This is a genomic window from Vibrio sp. J2-3(2022) (assembly GCF_021725735.1).
Lineage (GTDB): Bacteria > Pseudomonadota > Gammaproteobacteria > Enterobacterales > Vibrionaceae > Vibrio > Vibrio diabolicus.
Genome location: NZ_JAKKCK010000001.1, coordinates 1,373,402 through 1,389,942, shown reverse-complemented (window position 1 = coordinate 1,389,942; position 16,541 = coordinate 1,373,402). Strand labels below are relative to the sequence as shown.

At 46.1% G+C, this 16,541-nt stretch carries 12 protein-coding genes; 7 read left to right on the top strand and 5 right to left on the bottom strand.

Going from position 1 to position 16,541, the window contains the following annotated elements:
- Window positions 1–66: 66 nt before the first annotated feature.
- The 4 genes from fhuB to L3V27_RS06015 are packed head-to-tail and all read right to left on the bottom strand — an operon-like array spanning window position 67 to window position 5,894.
- Window positions 67–2,034: a Fe(3+)-hydroxamate ABC transporter permease FhuB gene (gene fhuB, locus L3V27_RS06030; protein WP_237311296.1), complete on the bottom strand. Its 1,968-nt coding sequence runs from the start codon at window positions 2,032–2,034 to the stop codon at window positions 67–69.
- Window positions 2,031–2,960 carry an iron-siderophore ABC transporter substrate-binding protein gene (locus tag L3V27_RS06025; protein ID WP_237311294.1) on the bottom strand — a complete coding sequence of 310 codons (930 nt, stop codon included), beginning with the start codon at window positions 2,958–2,960 and terminating at the stop codon, window positions 2,031–2,033. Before L3V27_RS06025 ends, fhuB begins: the two co-directional genes overlap by 4 nt.
- Window positions 2,951–3,736: an ABC transporter ATP-binding protein gene (locus tag L3V27_RS06020; protein ID WP_237311293.1), complete on the bottom strand. Its 786-nt coding sequence runs from the start codon at window positions 3,734–3,736 to the stop codon at window positions 2,951–2,953. Before L3V27_RS06020 ends, L3V27_RS06025 begins: the two co-directional genes overlap by 10 nt.
- 52 nt (window positions 3,737–3,788) lie before the next feature.
- Window positions 3,789–5,894, bottom strand: coding sequence for a TonB-dependent siderophore receptor (locus tag L3V27_RS06015; RefSeq protein WP_237311292.1), 2,106 nt, complete (start codon window positions 5,892–5,894; stop codon window positions 3,789–3,791).
- A 145-nt stretch (window positions 5,895–6,039) separates the two neighbouring features.
- On the opposite strand from L3V27_RS06015, the gene L3V27_RS06010 reads away from it, so the two are divergent.
- From L3V27_RS06010 to L3V27_RS05985, 6 genes are all read left to right on the top strand, one after another.
- Window positions 6,040–7,893 carry an ABC transporter ATP-binding protein gene (locus L3V27_RS06010; RefSeq protein WP_237311291.1) on the top strand — a complete coding sequence of 618 codons (1,854 nt, stop codon included), beginning with the start codon at window positions 6,040–6,042 and terminating at the stop codon, window positions 7,891–7,893.
- Between the two features lie 236 nt (window positions 7,894–8,129).
- Window positions 8,130–9,164 (top strand): ATP-binding protein, encoded by a 1,035-nt coding sequence (locus L3V27_RS06005; protein ID WP_237311290.1) that lies wholly within the window; start codon window positions 8,130–8,132, stop codon window positions 9,162–9,164.
- A complete protein-coding gene (locus L3V27_RS06000) occupies window positions 9,161–9,859 on the top strand; it encodes a response regulator transcription factor (RefSeq protein ID WP_237311289.1) in 699 nt (232 codons plus the stop codon). Before L3V27_RS06005 ends, L3V27_RS06000 begins: the two co-directional genes overlap by 4 nt.
- 151 nt (window positions 9,860–10,010) lie before the next feature.
- The gene (locus L3V27_RS05995; protein ID WP_237311288.1) at window positions 10,011–10,664 is read left to right on the top strand and encodes a TrkA family potassium uptake protein; all 654 of its coding nucleotides are present in this window, start codon (window positions 10,011–10,013) and stop codon (window positions 10,662–10,664) included.
- A 1-nt stretch (window position 10,665) separates the two neighbouring features.
- Window positions 10,666–12,030 (top strand): TrkH family potassium uptake protein, encoded by a 1,365-nt coding sequence (locus L3V27_RS05990; protein ID WP_017447290.1) that lies wholly within the window; start codon window positions 10,666–10,668, stop codon window positions 12,028–12,030.
- A 248-nt stretch (window positions 12,031–12,278) separates the two neighbouring features.
- Complete coding sequence (locus L3V27_RS05985) at window positions 12,279–13,205, top strand: LysR substrate-binding domain-containing protein (protein WP_005392445.1); 927 nt, start codon at window positions 12,279–12,281, stop codon at window positions 13,203–13,205.
- Between the two features lie 92 nt (window positions 13,206–13,297).
- On the opposite strand, the gene L3V27_RS05980 is transcribed toward L3V27_RS05985, so the two are convergent.
- On the bottom strand, window positions 13,298–15,034 hold the full coding sequence (locus L3V27_RS05980) for a BCCT family transporter (protein WP_237311287.1): 1,737 nt from the start codon (window positions 15,032–15,034) through the stop codon (window positions 13,298–13,300).
- A 319-nt stretch (window positions 15,035–15,353) separates the two neighbouring features.
- Between L3V27_RS05980 and L3V27_RS05975 the strand changes: the two genes are divergently transcribed.
- The gene (locus tag L3V27_RS05975; protein WP_005385883.1) at window positions 15,354–16,541 is read left to right on the top strand and encodes an aromatic ring-hydroxylating dioxygenase subunit alpha; all 1,188 of its coding nucleotides are present in this window, start codon (window positions 15,354–15,356) and stop codon (window positions 16,539–16,541) included.

Genomic DNA, 16,541 nt, shown 5'->3' with positions numbered 1-16,541 from the left:
CTATCAAACATAGCGGGGTTTGTTTTTCTAACGTTATTTCCAGCTCTAACTATATTCCCTGAATACTTAGCTGAATTTACTTTTCAGCATTAAAAACAGAAAGTAAGTACTGCCTAAAATAGCGACCAATGTGCCAGCTGCGACCTGACTTGGATAAATAGCGATTTGTCCCAGCCAATCTGCCCACAACATTAGGGTTGCACCAATTAAGGCTCCGACACTTAGTTGCTCTTTCACTTTTCTTGCTCCTAACATCATCGCCATATGGGGAGCGACCAAGCCAACAAAAGATATCGGACCAACTGTAGCGGTAGAAAAGGCGCATAATAAAGCAACGATGGTGAGCATTAGCGTATTGGCTACGGTGGGGTTAAGTCCTCGTGCATTTGAGAATTGTCGTCCGATGGAAATTAATGTTAGCCAGCGAGAAATCGCGAATACAGCGGTAAGCAGAACCATTATTGCCAAACATAGCATCAGTGCGGTGTCGGCTGTGACTCGATAAATTGAACCAGTTAGCCACAATAAAATTTTGTAACTGTCACCAGAACCTTGAGCTAGCGAAAATTGAACGAGGGCTTCTAACAGTGCCGTTAGTGCGATGCCGGACAACACGAAGTTAGATGGATTAAAATGGCTTCGTTTACCGATAATCAGCAATAACATCAATACGGACATACTTCCGAAAAAAGCGATACCCCAGTTAAATGCGGAGAGAAGTGACCCAGCGATGACTCCTGTCGTAATAATGGCAAACGTGGCTCCGGAAGACACACCGAGAATATCTGGGCTGGCCAGAGGGTTGTAAACAATGCGTTGCAAAATGATTCCGGCAACGGATAGAGCAATACCGACAGAAAGTGCGGTTAACATTCGCGGCCAGCGCAATTGCCATTGAAACTCCCCTGGCACGGACCATTGGATCCCGTTTATACCATGGGTAACGAATGAGTAAGCTAGAATCCCAACCAGACTGAATAGCGCAATGCTGCATACCGCGGGTTTAGAAAGCGCCGTTTTTCCTTGGCTCATTGAAAGGTTAAGTTGATCGGTTGCCGTCAGCTTTTTACGAGTAAACCAAATTAAAGCGGGAGCGCCAATAGCTGCAGCCGCTACGCCGCTAGGAATGGTTTCCTCTAACCATAAGCTTAGCGAGATGGCGGCAAAGTCGGTGATGATTAATAGCATTGCGCCCATTAGCATGCTGCTGATCAATTCGTCGCGCGGCGTTCTTGCCCCCATCGCTCTGGCAATATTGGGGGTCAGTAATCCGATGAAACTGATGATCCCAATGGCGGTGATTGAGGCTGATACCAGCCAAATCCCCATCACCATTAACGTGCCAAAAGCAGGTAATACTGCTAACCCACGCGCTGCTGCGCCTTCTTGTCCTAGTTTCATTAGAGTCAGAATACGTGGTGCGACGATCAAAATGACGATTGCAATAGCAGAGCGTGGCAGCAACCATTCAAACCAATCCCAGCTGTATTGTGAGAGGTCGCCTGCTCCCCACATAAAAATATTTTGCGCAAACTGAGCATTTAAAATAATGATGGCTGTGGCGATAGAACCGAGCAGGATATTAATCACCATCCCCGAAACGACCAGCGGCAAACCTGTCATATTACGCACACCAGCAATTGATACGATCAGGCCAAACGCCACTAAAGCCCCCGCCATTGCGGCTAATGCAGAGTAATCGGCTACCCAATCGACGAACCAAATGTTTACCACGACTAATGCAAGCCAAGCACCAGAAGAGGTGCCAAGAGTTAACGGCGAGGTGAGGTTATTCTGCGTTAATTGCTGCATTAAGCTGCCGGTGAGACCAAGCATGGCACCAACAAGCAGGGTCATACTTAACCTAGGAAGCTGAGCTTGCGTAAAAAATACGTCACGAAATTCGCTCGCTACCTCTGGTTTTGTTAATAATTGCCATTGTTCGAAGAGTGATAAATTAGTGTCAATTTGTAGACTAAAGACGCTAAGTAACGTAATCAGCGCCAGATAACCAATATAATGTTTCGTTCTCATTGCTTTGGTGCCAACTCTATTAGACTGTCGGTAATCGCTTCAGCGGTGTATTGCAAAGACATAGCACCGCCATACGCCCACACTGCTCTGACTGAATTTACCCGCTGCTTCTTTACAAACGGCATCGCTTGCCAAAGTGGCGAATCTTTCAGTTTGCGTTCTTCTGGGAAAGGTTGTACGTAGAGAACGTAGCTGTTGTGAAGGTTTTGAATTCGATTAATCCGATCTTGCTTTACGCCCCACGCGCGTGGAGCCTCTTTAATTGGAGCGTGTAATCCCAGCTTTCTGGCCACGTAGTCTGTGGTGGAATTTTCGGTTGCAAGAAACACCGTATTCGGCGTTGAAAAACGCATCACCAGAACACTGAGTGGCTCAGAGTAATAGTGGCGAATTCGCTGGCGCATCTGCGCAAATGAAGCATCTAATTCTGCCAGTTTCTGTTCAGCAAGTGCCTCTTTATTGAATAGCTTGCCGAGCGTACGAAAGTGACGAATAGCAGTCTCGGCCGCAGCCTCATTTTCAGAAAAATTAGGTAAATATATAACCGGAGCAATTTGTTTGAGTAACGGAACCAAGTCTTGCTGTGGAGACGCAGCAAGGATGACATCTGGCTTCAAGCTGGCGATTTTTTCTAAGTTGGGCTCTGCTCGGGTTCCAATATCTTCAATTGACTCTGGTGCATACGGATTAACCACCCATTGGCGGTAGCCTGGTAAATTTGGGGCTGCGATTGGTTCTACGTTTAGCGCCAAAACTTGTTCTAAGATGTCCCAGTTTAAGGCAACAACGCGTTGTGGCGCTTGCTCAAAACTATGCTCACCATATTCATCGGTAACGGTGATGACTGCATTTGCATTAGTCATAAAAAATGCCAACAGAAAAGCAGATTGTGTAACCACAGTAAGTAAACGAGCTATTATGCGCATACAACAGCCACCTTTTGGCTCGCCAATGTGTTGGCTGGCGTTGGATGATCAATGAGCTTAATCGGTGATTCATACAACTCAGAAAGGCGCTCCTCATCTAGCAATATGTCGGCGTTGCCTTCGAACGCAATTTGACCTTTTTTGAGCGCAACTATGTGGGTTGCGTAGCGCAGTGCTAAGTTCAAATCGTGAAGGATCACGATAATGCCTACGTTCTCTGTTCTATTTAGCTCTGCAAGTAGCGCCATCAGTTGAAATTGATGGTGAACATCGAGCGCGGAGGTCGGTTCGTCTAGGATCAAAATCGGTGATTGTTGAGCCAACAGCATAGACACCCAAGCGCGTTGGCGCTCACCGCCCGATAAATCGTCCGCTAATGCTTGAGCAAACGGAGCTACGCCAGTGAGAGCCATGGCTTCTGCGATGATCTGTTTGTCTTCAGGTTTCCAGCGACCAAGTGCGCCACGCCACGGAAAGCGACCTAAGCGCACTAGCTCTTCTACTGTTAAACCAGCCGAGGAGGGCAGCTTTTGTGGCAAATAGGCGATCTGCTTTGCCAGCTCTTTGGTTTTGAGTGATGAAAGGGAAGTGTCGTTTAATGCTACCGTGCCTTTATCTGGTGACATTTGACCAGAAAGCAGGTTCACCAGTGTCGATTTGCCTGAACCGTTATGGCCCAAAACGACAGTTAGTTCATTCGTTGGGATGTTAAGTTGGTCGATGACGAGGATCTGACGTCCACCTCGAACGATCTCAATATTAGACAGTTGAAACATGGATGACTCTTAGGAGAAAACTCCCCTCAAGAGAGGGGAGTAGAAAGTTCAATTACCAGCGGTAGTTTGCGTTTAGCATGACAGAGCGAGACTGGCCGTAGTAACACCAGTAATCGCAACCTGAAACAAACTCTTTATCCAGAATGTTGTTAACGTTTAGCTGTGCTTGCCACTGTGAAGTGATGTCGTAAGTGACTGACGCATCCCAAAGAGTGACTGAAGGAACAGTTAGGTTCGAGCTCTTAGGGTTATCTTTTGACTCACCTACGTAGCGCACACCAGTACCGATATTGAGGCCTGGAATCAGGCTGTAGGCGCTGTAGTCTACCCATGCTGAAGCTTGGTGTTCAGGAATAAGTGCGGCTTGTTTTTTACCTTGGCCAAAACTCTCATCTGTTTTCGCTTTAGTGTAGGTGTAGCTTGCCATCAGTTTTAGATCGTCGGTTAGCTGCGCCGTGCTTTCAAGCTCAATACCTTGAGAAGTCACTTCCCCCGTTTGTGTCGCGATCCATGTTGAAGGGTTAGTCACCAACGCGTTCTTTTGCGTAATGTCGAACCATGCAAGGTTGATAAAGCCATCCATAAAGCCTGGCTCATACTTCACACCTACTTCTACTTGTTCGCCTTCTAGCGGTTTGTATAGTTCATTGGTTGCTGTATCAATTGTACTGATCACTTCAAACGACTGAGAGTAGTTTGCGTAAGGTGACAGACCATTGTTTGCAAGGAACATAACACCCGCGCTGAGAGACAACTGACCATCATCACGAGATTCGTTTTGATCAACGCCTGCGCCTTTGCCAGAGTTTTCTGTTTTCACCCAGTCGTAACGAGCACCGATGTTACCAATCCACTGTTCATGCAGTTTCAATTGGTATTGTGAGTAGACACTTGCTTGAGATTTCTCAATCTCACGTTTCACGTTGTTGGCAGGATCAAGAGGGGTGAAGTTGCCGTAAACTGGGTTCCACGGGTTGATGGTGCCAAACGCGTAGTTGTCCTGCTCGTCGCCATCGGTTTTGTGGAATTGCAGATCCATACCGACAAGCACCGTGTGCTCTGCGTTGTCTGTCATCCAGTTGCCGACAGCGTTATTGTCGAATGTGATGCTCTGGTTTTTGCCGTCACGGAATACGATGCCTTGCGCTAATTCTTCTTTTGCAGGATCGTTGTTTGAGAATGCGTAAGAGCTGCGCAAGTACAACTCATTGGAGCCGTAGTTGAGGTTTTGAGAGAATGACCACGTGTCATTGATGTCGTGCTCTAGCAAGTAACCTAGAGAGAACTGCGTGCGTTCGTATTTATCGTAGTTTGGCTGACCAAGGTTAGTCGAAGGATCGATTTTGCCAAAGTTAGAACCAATCAGAGTGCCTGCTGCTGGGAAGAATGGGTTGGTTGGCACACCGTCATCACGAAGGTAAGTAGCCAAAACGGTCAGCATTGTACGGTCAGAAATGTCGAACTCGACACTTGGCGCTAGGTAGAAACGCTCGTTATTTGTGCCGTCCAGTTCACCGTCTTGGCTTGTCATCAAGCCAACCAAACGATAGCGCACGGTGCCTGCGTCGTTTGCTTCGTCAGCAATGTCAAAACCTACGGATTGGTGTTGGTTGTTGCCAACTTCGACTTTTACTTCGCCTTGAGGCGTAAACGTTGGTTTTTTCTGCACCGCATTCACGATACCGCCTGGTGCCGATTCACCAAACAGAATAGCTGATGGGCCTTTAACGATTTCTACACTTTCTAGGCCGTAAGGTTCGACTAACCATGTGTAGTAACCATCGCGGAATAGGCGGTTGCCGTTTAGGTAAGTCGCAGCATCAAAACCGCGAACTTTGAACCAATCGGTGTCGTTGTCGGCGCCATAAGGCTGAGCGGTTACGCCAGATGTGTAGCGTAATGCTTCGTCCAATTTTTGCGGTGCACGAACACGAAGTTCATCTTCAGAAATGATAGATACGCTGCGCGGCGTTTCTGCCGCAGGGGTTTCTACTTTAAGTGCTTGCGCGGTGACCGTAATGGTCTCCATTGCAATAATGTCATCTTGTACAACGTCTTCTTGAGCTTGTGCTGTGAATGCAACCACTGCTGCTGTTGGTGCCAAAGCACAGACCAACGCGTTACGGATCGCGATGGCCAGTAAGTTATTCTTTGTCATAAATATATTCCCGACAATTATGATTAACGCTAAGCTTAATTGTAATTATTATCATTTGAACTTTTGTTTCGGTATTTTACTGACTTTTGTATCAAAAGATAGTAAAACGTTCGCAAATTCATTCGCGGTACTTAAAGTCGTTGTTATGTTCAATTGGTTTGAAAAACTGACCCAACCCTTTCCCCAGATGGAAACCGAAAAGCCACCGAAGACACTTTTTGGCTTCTGTCGCTTTTACACTCGTGGCTTTGAAGCCCCTTTACTTGTCATGGCTGTGTTCAGTGCGCTTATTGCCATTACTGAGGTGACGCTGTTGCGTTATATGGGTGAGCTCGTCGATATTCTCTCTAATCAGGATCGCGCAACATTCTGGCAAGATCAGGGTGATCGCATGCTAATGATGCTGTTCTTAGTGGCGGTTGTGATGCCAGCTCTCGGTTTTGTCCACTCAATGGTGATGCACCAAACGTTATTGGGTAACTACCCGATGTCTATCCGTTGGTTGATTCACCGTTACTTGCTAAAACAAGCGGTTGGATTTTTCCAACGTGACTTTGCAGGCCGAGTTGCGACCAAAGTGATGCAAAGTGCGTTAGCGGTACGAGAAACGGTCATGAAGTTGGTGGATGTACTGGTTTATATCAGCGTTTATTTTCTTTCGATGCTTTGGATGATGGGCGAGGCCGATGGTTTGCTGATGTTGCCTATTGTGATTTGGATAGGAATGTACGCGGTTATCCAGTTCTACTTTATCCCTAAAATGAAACAAGTAGCGACAGAGCAAGCGGATGCTCGCTCTGTAATGACTGGACGCATTGTCGATTCTTACACCAACATTTCTACCGTAAAACTATTCGCGCACTCGCAACGAGAGTTGGAATACGCAGAAAGCAGCATGAAGCAATTTTTGGTGACGGTTTACCGCCAAATGCGCATGGTGACTTGTTTGTTGTTTAGTGTTGATGCCATCAACTATTTACTGCTGATGTCTATCAGTGCCATTTCGGTTTATTTATGGCTAGATCACGCTGTAACAATTGGTGCTATTGCGATTGCCATTAGTATTGCGTTGCGCGTACAAGGAATGTCGAAGTGGATCATGTGGGAAGTTAGCGCACTGTTTGAAAACATCGGTACGGTAGTGGACGGCATCAATACGATTTCAAACGACGTTGAAGTGAAAGACGTGCCAAATGCCAAGCCTCTGCAAATCTCGCAAGGAGAGATCTGTTTCGACAACGTAGGTTTTAACTACAGTGACGAGAAGGCGGTATTTGAGAACTTGAACCTGACCATCAAACCAGGCGAAAAAGTCGGTATTGTCGGTCGTTCTGGGGCAGGCAAATCCACGTTGGTTAACCTGTTGCTGCGTTTTTACGACGTAAATACGGGTAAAATTTGTATTGATGGACAGGACATTTCTCAAGTCGAACAAGAGTCGCTTCGCCAACACATTGGTATGATCACGCAAGACACCTCTTTGCTACATCGCTCAATTAAAGAGAACATTCTTTACGGTGATCCAGATGCTTCAATGGATGCCGTTATCGCAGCTGCTGAGAAAGCACATGCTCATGATTTCATTCAATCTCTACGAGACGAGCAAGGTAACGTTGGCTATGACGTTGAAGTGGGTGAACGCGGTGTGAAGCTGTCTGGTGGTCAGCGTCAACGTGTGGCGATTGCTCGCGTGCTGCTGAAAAACGCGCCAATTTTGATCATGGATGAAGCAACGTCTGCACTTGATTCAGAAGTAGAATCGGCAATTCAAGAAAACCTTGAAGTTCTGATGGAAGGAAAAACTGTGATTGCGATTGCTCACCGTTTATCAACGATTGCCGCGATGGATCGTTTGATTGTGATGGATGACGGCAAAATCATTGAGCAAGGCTCGCATTACGAGCTGCTGCAATTGGGTGGTGTTTACGCTCAGTTGTGGAAGCATCAAACCGGCGGCTTTTTGTCTGAGCAAGGTGATGCTCAACTGCAAGTCATCTAATATGACGCTACACGAAAGAGGAGCAAATGCTCCTCTTTTTTGTGTCTGTCGTTTATACCGAGTAAGTAGGCGTTAATGGGCAACGTTAACTTGTGATTATTCATTGAGTTAGGCCAACTTGATGATGATTATGTTTATAACTCACTGTCGTTATTGAATTTTTTACGCTTTTTTTACGCGAACTCCGAATGGGCTTTTGCTAAAGTTTCTGCATCGAATTTTGGTTGATGTATTTTATGTTTGTTCAATGGCGAGATAACACATTTCTCTTTTCTGCCATCGTGATTGTTGGCGCGGTTGTGGCCTCATGGCTGTTAGACCAACTGTTTGGCTCTACGGCTGCCGTCCTGCTGATTTTGCAGCTAGCAGTAGTGGTGGTGGCGTTTCAATACAGCTCGCGATTCGCTTATGCGGCGGCGGTGATCGAAGCGCTGAGCTTCAACTTCTTTTTTACGACACCTCATTACTCTTTGCAGATGTTTCGTCCGGAAGACATTTTTAATTTAGTCGTGTTTATGGTGGTGGCATTTATCACCAGCACCTTTGCGGATCTTTATCGTCGCCAGCAGGGCGAGTTAAAACAAACCAAGCTGCAAAACAGCATCCTGCTATCGGTGTCCCATGACTTACGCACGCCGCTGGCAACCATTATTGGAACATTGACCACACTCAACGAGTACATGCCCAAGCTCAATGACTTAGAGCGTAAAGAATTGCTCGACAGTGCGACTTCAGAAAGCCACCGCTTGCATCAATATATCGAGAATCTCTTACAGGCGACTAAGCTCCAACACGGTACATTAAAAATTACCAAAAAAGACGAGTCGATAGCAGATATTGTTCGGGATGCGGTTTCTCGTTTGCCGAATTACACCGAGAAAGTGTCCATGAATATAGATGATTCCGTTGGTCATTTGTCAGTAAGTCGTTCGCTCATCGAACAAGCGATTTTTAATGTGTTGGATAATGCCATGCGATTTTCACCAGAGAATGAACCTGTTGAGGTTTCACTTTCTATGCAGGGGGCGTCGTGCGTGATTGATGTTCGGGACATGGGGATTGGCATCAAAGCTGAAGATGCGGAAAAAATATTCAACCTTTTCTATTCCGGCGCGAACAACAAATCGGCCGATTCGGGCACCGGAATGGGACTCGCGGTTGCCAAAGGCATCATCACCGCGCACCAAGGAGATATTCAATCTATGCCAGTATCAGAAGGGACGCTGATCCGCATTCGACTTCCACTCAATCAAGGAGCAGAGCAGGCGTGAGTTACAAAGTTTTAGTCGTGGACGATGAGCCTCGCATTCATACCTTTATTCGAATTTCGCTGTCTGCTGAAGGGTTTGATTACATTGGCGCGAGTACCATTGCAGAAGCCAAAGCATGTTTCGAAGCGCATTCGCCGCACGTCATTCTGCTAGATTTAGGCTTGCCCGACGGCGATGGGACGGAGTTCCTCACTACGCTTCGTCAGACGTATAAAACGCCAGTGTTAGTGCTGACAGCTCGTGATCAAGAAGCGGAAAAAATTCGCCTTTTAGAAGCGGGCGCGAATGATTACTTGAGCAAACCTTTTGGCGTAAAAGAGCTCATTGCGCGCATCAAAGTGCTGGTTCGAGATTTGGTGGATGAGCAAACCGTCGCTGATGAGCTGGTGGCTGGCCGAGTCAAAATCATCAAAAGTACTCACCAATTTTGGTTGGATCAGAGGGAAATTCCACTCACCAAGAAAGAGTTTTCCTTCATTGAACAGTTGATTCTCAAGCCGGGAAAACTCATTGAGCAAACTCATTTGCTATCGGTAATTTGGGGAAAAAGTCATGTCGAAGATACTCACTACTTACGCGTGTTAGTGAGTCAACTACGCAAAAAACTGAACGATAGTGCTGACGAACAGCGGCTATTAAAAACCGAGCCGGGGCTGGGTTATCGTTTAGTGCTTGAGACGTCCAAGCACCACTAAATTCCAAATTTAATCAACGTTAATGCCAAGGTTTAGTGCTGGTTATCGGCACTCGAACAGGATTCGTGTTGCCGATTTTCCGTGACGGAAAATCAGTCTAACCCTTAACGCATTAGCATTTTCTATACATAAAACACAGTTAGGTATTGATATGGCTCACTTTACAGTAATTGGTCTAGGGCGATTTGGCGTTGCCGCCAGCTTAGAACTTATTCATCTTGGACACACCGTAACGGGGGTGGATAGCGACCCGAAAATCGTCGAAAAATACGTCGAAGAGTTAACGCAAGCGGTCATATGTGACGCAACAGACGAAGGTGCACTCAGAGAGTTAGCGTTAGCGAACAGTGATGTGGTGTTGGTGGCGATTGGCGAAGACATGCAAGCCAGTTTGTTGTGTACTCTGGCGCTGAAAAATCTGGGTGTGAAATCCATTTGGGTCAAAGCGAGCACCAAAGCGCACCACACCATCGTGTCTAAGCTTGGTGTACAACGTATTATTCATCCTGAAGAGGAGATGGGCGTAAGAGTCGCGCAGGCACTCAACTATCCGATGGTGAACAACTATTTAGAAATGGGGCATGGCTTGTATGTGGTGGAAATCCACGTTAAATCCAATCTGCACGATACGCCGCTTTCTAAGTTGATCAGCCGAGGCAGTTACAACATTCAGCCGATATTGGTGAAGCGCGAAGAAGCCGTCTACACCAATATCAATGATGATTTTGTGCTTAATGAGTTCGACACGCTGTTGCTTTGCGGTAGTCGCGCTGAGCTGAAATATGTCGCTCCAAGGTTAGTGTAACATGGTTTTGTGGCATCCCTCTATTATCCCAATCGAGCGAAAACCCAAAGCGGGCAAAAAACTGTTGGGCGCACCGCCGCTGATACTTAGCCTCAGCTTTGCGTGCTTGATCATTCTTGGCACAGTTTTACTCAAACTGCCGATTGCCACCACTGAGCCCATCACTTGGATTCAAAGCCTGTTTACTGCGACATCGGCCATTACGGTGACAGGATTAGTTGTGGTAGACACGGGCACGGCGTTTACGCCTTTTGGGCAAGTGGTTATTGCCTTCCTGATTCAATGTGGTGGCCTAGGTTTAATGACGTTTGCCATCGTGACCTTGCTGGCTCTGGGCGGAAAAATTGGCTTTTTGGAGCGAGCCGTCGCGAGAGAGGCATTTAACCAAACTGACTCGTCGACACTCATTGCCACCGCTAAATCTGTATTGATGTTCGCTCTGCTCGTTGAACTTATTGGTTTTACTATTTTGAGCGTTTATTGGAGTGAAGAGCTGGGCTGGAAAACCAGTTTGTTCCATGGTTTCTTCTACACCATCAGTGCGTTTAACAATGCAGGTTTTGCGTTGAGTACCGATAGCTTAATGCCTTACGTGGACGACCCGGTCGTTAACTTCACCATTACCAGTTTGTTCATTATTGGTGGTTTAGGCTTCTCGGTTTGGATTGACTTAAAACGCAATCGCCGTTGGCACCGACTTACCGTTTACAGTCGAATGATGATCTTAGGCACGGTGATCATTAACGTGGTGGCACTTATCGCCATTTACTTGATTGAATATGACAACCCCAACACGCTTGCTCCTTTGAGCGAAGCAGGGAAATGGTGGGCATCGTGGTTTCAAGCGGTGACGCCAAGAACGGCGGGGTTCAATACTTTAGCTATCGATCAGTTGGAAGATGCCACAACGGCGATCATTCTAGTGTTGATGTTTATTGGCGGTGGATCATTGAGCACGGCAAGTGGCATTAAAGTTGTGACATTTATGGTGTTAGTCTTGGCAACTTACAGCTATTTGCGTCGCGATGAAGCAACCTATGCGTTTCAACGCGAGATTCCCAAAGAGACCATCAGCAAGGCATTGGCGCTGACTCTGATCTCGGTGGGTGTGACTTGGTTTGCCATATTCACGCTGTTACTGACAGAGAAAGCGTCTATGTTAGACATTATGTTTGAAGCGGTCTCGGCACTGGGTACGGTTGGTTTGTCGCGAGGCTTAACGGGCAGTTTGTCCGAACCGGGTGAGTTAGTGATCATCTTCATGATGTTTATGGGACGATTAGGGCCTCTTACTTTAGCGTACTTCTTAGCCAGCCCAAGAAAGAAAAAAGCGCGTTACGCGAGCACTAAACTGGCAATAGGGTAAATGGGCTAACTCGGAGAAAATGACCAAAAGGCTAGGCAAAAGAGGAGTAACTGCTCCTCTTTTTTGTGCTCTTTGTAGCCACGAAACTGTATACGGTTGCCTCTCTCACAACAATTTATGATTCATCTCTATTTTTTATCATTTATAAATTGTCGTTTTTGAGGTGTTGTCCAGAATGGCATTATCCACGTGCAACATAAGATTGCCGGGAATAAAAATAATTACAATACTGCCTTACTGGAAGATACATGAAAATCAAACCCCTCCCACCTTTAAATAGCCTCGTTGCGTTTGAAGCGTCGGCGCGGCACTTGAGTTTTACGTTAGCCGCTGACGAGCTAAACGTGACCCAAGGTGCTATCAGTCGCCAAATTAGACAATTAGAAGAATACTTAGGCAAGGCTATGTTCACGAGAGCCAATCGAAGCATTAACTTAACGCCTACAGGTCTTCAATATTATCAAGCCGTCAGCCAATCTTTGCTCGATATTGCTCAAATCACGGGTGAAGTGAAGAAGTGGCAGGGCGAACAAAAGATCACGGTTGCGACGACAAACGCAATGGCCGCTTTGTGGTTGTTGCCTAAGGTCGCTCAATTTCAAAATGAACATGATGACATCGATATAAGGATTTTGGCCTCAGATAATGTGTTGGACTTACGCCGATTAGATTGCGATATCGCCTTGTTTTATTGTCGCACTCCACCTGCGGAAATGGATGTGACAACGCTATTTTCAGAAGAAGTCTTCCCTGTGTGTAGCCCGCTTTATTTAGAGAAAATCGGCCAGCCTAGTGAGCCAGAAGAAATCTTCAATAAAACGTTACTCTATCTGGAAGAGTCTCAAAGAGACTGGGTGAATTGGGAGCAGTGGTTTGCAAGTGTGGGGTTGCCAAATATTTCGCCTCGTAATCGCATGAACATCAATAACTATCCAATGCTGTTACAAGCGGCAATTAATGGTCAGGGCATCGCGTTAGCTTGGGGCTCATTAGTGGACGACTATTTACAAAGCGGTGCTTTGGTTAGGCCAGTCGAACACGTTCTTTCAACACCTTCCAATTTTTCTATGCTTGAACCTAAAAATAGAGGTTTAATCCCAGCAAGCGTCAAACGTTTTAGAGAATGGCTTTTGCATCAGTTGCCAGATGAGGTGGGTGATCGAGGCTTAGCCTAAATCAATAAGCAGAGAAAAGAACAGAGTTTGGTAATGTTAAAAAAGCGGGAATATCAGTTCCCGCTTTTTTAATTGATTGATGAAACGACGCACTAACTTAGTACTGGTCCCTGATTAAGTGTGGAATCATCTTTTAGTGAGGATGTTGAAGCGATAGGCTCGGAAACCACTGTTTTGCTTTCAACAAGCGGTTCAACAGGACCATCAAGTTTCTCTTGCTCTGGGTGAACATGCTCAGGCAGCATTGCCCATGGCTTAGGTTCGCGTCGAATACTATGGAACAGCGTTAAGCTCATCACCGCGATAAAAATGGCGATAGGGAAACCGGCAATAATGGAGGCCGTTTGCATTGCTTTTAACCCTCCTGCGTATAGAAGCACTCCCGCAATGGCGGCGATCATGATCCCCCATAATACGCGTATAGACGTGGGAGGTTCACTGTGTCCAGCGGCATCGAGGGTACATAGAACTAAGGTACCTGAGTCAGCGGAGGTAATGAAATAAGTACCGAGTAATAAACACGCAAGTACGCTAAGTAGTTTACCAAACATACCTGTATCTAGATTGTCGAATAGCGTAAACAAAGCGCGTGTCGTATCGGCTTTAGTCGCTTCAAGAATCGGGCCGCCAGAAAAATCTGCAGGTGGTGTTTGTTTTGCTTCTTGTGCCGCAGTGACTTGCTCTTGATGAGAAACACGAGCGTCTTGCTCTACCTTCAACGCTGCGCCACCAAATACTGAAATCCATAAAAACGTGATCAGCGTGGGTACGATGAGAGCACCGCCGATAAGCTCACGTATTGTGCGCCCTTTAGAAATACGAGCTACAAACATGCCAACGAAAGGTGCCCAAGTCATCCACCAAGGCCAGTAATAAGCCGTCCACCAGTTTTGCCAGCCAGAGTCATTCTGTGCATCGCTCCATAAGCTCATACCGACAATGTTTTGTGCATAAAGCCCCGTGCTTTCAAGTAGCGTATTTAAGATATAGCGAGTTGGGCCAATATAAAGTACGACCAGCACGAGTGCGAGTGAAAGCAGCATGTTCCATTCTGATAAACGGCGAATACCTTTCCCTACACCAGATAGCACCGACGCAACCGCACAAGTACAAAGGGAAACGATAATAAAGAGTTGAATCCCCAAACTAATGTCTAGACCAAAGGCTTGATTCAAACCAGAGTTTATTTGGATAACTCCCATCCCCAAGGTTTGAGAGATACCGAAAGCAGTCACCGCGACTGTTAGGATATCAACCGTGTGTCCGATAGGCCCATAAATACGATCGCCAATCAAAGGGTACAAGATAGAGCGTAGGGTAAAAGGCAGATCTTTACGGTAGGAAAAGTAGGCTAATGCGAGTGCAACAATAATAAAGACAGACCAAGGATGTAGACCCCAGTGAAAGAATGTCAGTTTCATTGATGTTGTTGCGGCTTCATTGGTCAGGCCTTGAGTAAATGGGTTGTCAGCGTAATGCCACATCGGTTCGGCGACCGACCAGAAAATTAAGCCTATCCCCATGCCTCCGGAAAAAAGCATGGATACCCAAGACAAATAACTAAACTCTGGTTTTTCGTCATCTTTACTCAAACGAATATGCCCATATCGACTAACCATAAGGTAAAGAAGAAAACCGACAACGAGTGAAACAAGTCCGATGTAAAACCACTTCATATTCTGTAGCAAAATGCCGGAAATCGTTTCGAAGTATTGGCCCGCTTGGTTGGCGAGAATGGCGCAGAAAAGTACAAAACCGATAACGACGATCTTTGATGCGATAGTCACAGTCGGATTGAGTCCTTTCAATATCCCAGATGTTGCTCTCATAGGCATCCCTCACAGTGCTTTTGTTTTAGCGTTATTGTTTGTTGCGTTATTGTTAATTTTTGAAAGAGAGTAGAGAGAGGGCTTTTGTGTTTCAACTGATTAATACTCATCGGTTAATGAGTATTAATCATGACAAGAAGAACCTTGTTAATTAAAAGGTTATTTTGTTGTTTGAGATCAATGCATGAATGACAAAAACTCATCCAAACCCGGCGAAAAAGTCGTTTGTTTGTTGCTGGGTTGTTAATCAAAATCATCTCCACTAACACAACACGATGTTGTACGCACTGGATGCAACTCGACTCTCGGAGATAAGAATATGAGCAATGTCAACCAAACCATTATTCCTGTTGAACTTGTTGATAATGTACTGAACCCAATCAGTGAAGCAACAGGAATGCCGAATCAGGCCTACACTAGCGAAGAGTATTTTACCTTTGAGCGTGATCAGGTGTTTGGTAACACTTGGGTATGCATTGGTTTTGCATCAGACCTGCTTAAAAATGGTTATGTGATGCCACTTGATTTCATGAATCTTCCACTACTCATGATGAGAAATCGTCAAGGTGAAGTCCAAGTCTTCCACAACGTATGTAGTCATCGTGGTATGAAGCTGGTGCATGAGGCAGGCGAAGTTCAAGGCATGATTCGCTGTCCTTACCATTCATGGACGTACGATCTTGACGGCAATCTAAAAGGCACACCACACATCGGTGGTATCGCAAAACACAAAGATGATCGATTTAAGTGTGAAAAACACGGCCTTAAGCCACTTCGTTCAGCCGTTTGGATGGACATGGTATTCGTTAACTTATCGGGCAATGCAGAAAGCTTTGAAGAGCATATCGCGCCGCTAGAGCAACGTTGGCAGCAATTCTTAGGTGAAGATGGGTTAGGGCTTCTTCGCCGCGTGAACATGGGTGGCAACTTAGAGATAGAAGTGAAAAGTAACTGGAAGCTTGCCGTAGAAAACTACTGTGAAGCTTACCACTTACCTTGGGTGCATCCGAGTTTGAACAGTTATTCTCGCCTAGAGGATCACTACAACATCATGTTTGCAGAGCGCTTTGCTGGTCAAGGTAGTCTCGCGTACAACCTTTCTGATACAGCAGGAACACACTTACCTAAATTTCCAAGCTGGCCAGAAGATAAACTGCGTCATGCAGAATACGTTGCACTCTTTCCAAACGTGTTGCTTGGTATTCAAGCCGATCATGCCTTTGCAATGATGATTGAACCAATCACTGCGAATAAGAGTGTTGAGCACCTACGTGTTTTCTATGTGGGTGATGAAGCAACGAAAGATGAGTTCGCTGCGTGCCGTACTGCTACCGTTGAGTCATGGCGAGTCGTATTCGGCGAAGATATTGGAGCGGTCGAGGGCATGCAGGAAGGTCGTTACTCACCTGGCTTTGGTGGTGGTGTGTTCTCACCAGAAATGGATGTTCCGACGCATTTCTTCCAAACCTGGTTGGCAAAGCAAGTGAAAGCGGCCCTGGAGCAGTAA

What these genes read in the sequence shown, in the direction of transcription:
- fhuB (WP_237311296.1), bottom strand. Translation starts at nt 2,034, where the DNA reads ATGAGAACGAAACATTATATTGGTTATCTGGCGCTGATTACGTTACTT.
- L3V27_RS06025 (WP_237311294.1), bottom strand. Translation starts at nt 2,960, where the DNA reads ATGCGCATAATAGCTCGTTTACTTACTGTGGTTACACAATCTGCTTTT.
- L3V27_RS06020 (WP_237311293.1), bottom strand. Translation starts at nt 3,736, where the DNA reads ATGTTTCAACTGTCTAATATTGAGATCGTTCGAGGTGGACGTCAGATC.
- L3V27_RS06015 (WP_237311292.1), bottom strand. Translation starts at nt 5,894, where the DNA reads ATGACAAAGAATAACTTACTGGCCATCGCGATCCGTAACGCGTTGGTC.
- L3V27_RS06010 (WP_237311291.1), top strand. Translation starts at nt 6,040, where the DNA reads ATGTTCAATTGGTTTGAAAAACTGACCCAACCCTTTCCCCAGATGGAA.
- L3V27_RS06005 (WP_237311290.1), top strand. Translation starts at nt 8,130, where the DNA reads ATGTTTGTTCAATGGCGAGATAACACATTTCTCTTTTCTGCCATCGTG.
- L3V27_RS05995 (WP_237311288.1), top strand. Translation starts at nt 10,011, where the DNA reads ATGGCTCACTTTACAGTAATTGGTCTAGGGCGATTTGGCGTTGCCGCC.
- L3V27_RS05990 (WP_017447290.1), top strand. Translation starts at nt 10,666, where the DNA reads ATGGTTTTGTGGCATCCCTCTATTATCCCAATCGAGCGAAAACCCAAA.
- L3V27_RS05985 (WP_005392445.1), top strand. Translation starts at nt 12,279, where the DNA reads ATGAAAATCAAACCCCTCCCACCTTTAAATAGCCTCGTTGCGTTTGAA.
- L3V27_RS05980 (WP_237311287.1), bottom strand. Translation starts at nt 15,034, where the DNA reads ATGAGAGCAACATCTGGGATATTGAAAGGACTCAATCCGACTGTGACT.
- L3V27_RS05975 (WP_005385883.1), top strand. Translation starts at nt 15,354, where the DNA reads ATGAGCAATGTCAACCAAACCATTATTCCTGTTGAACTTGTTGATAAT.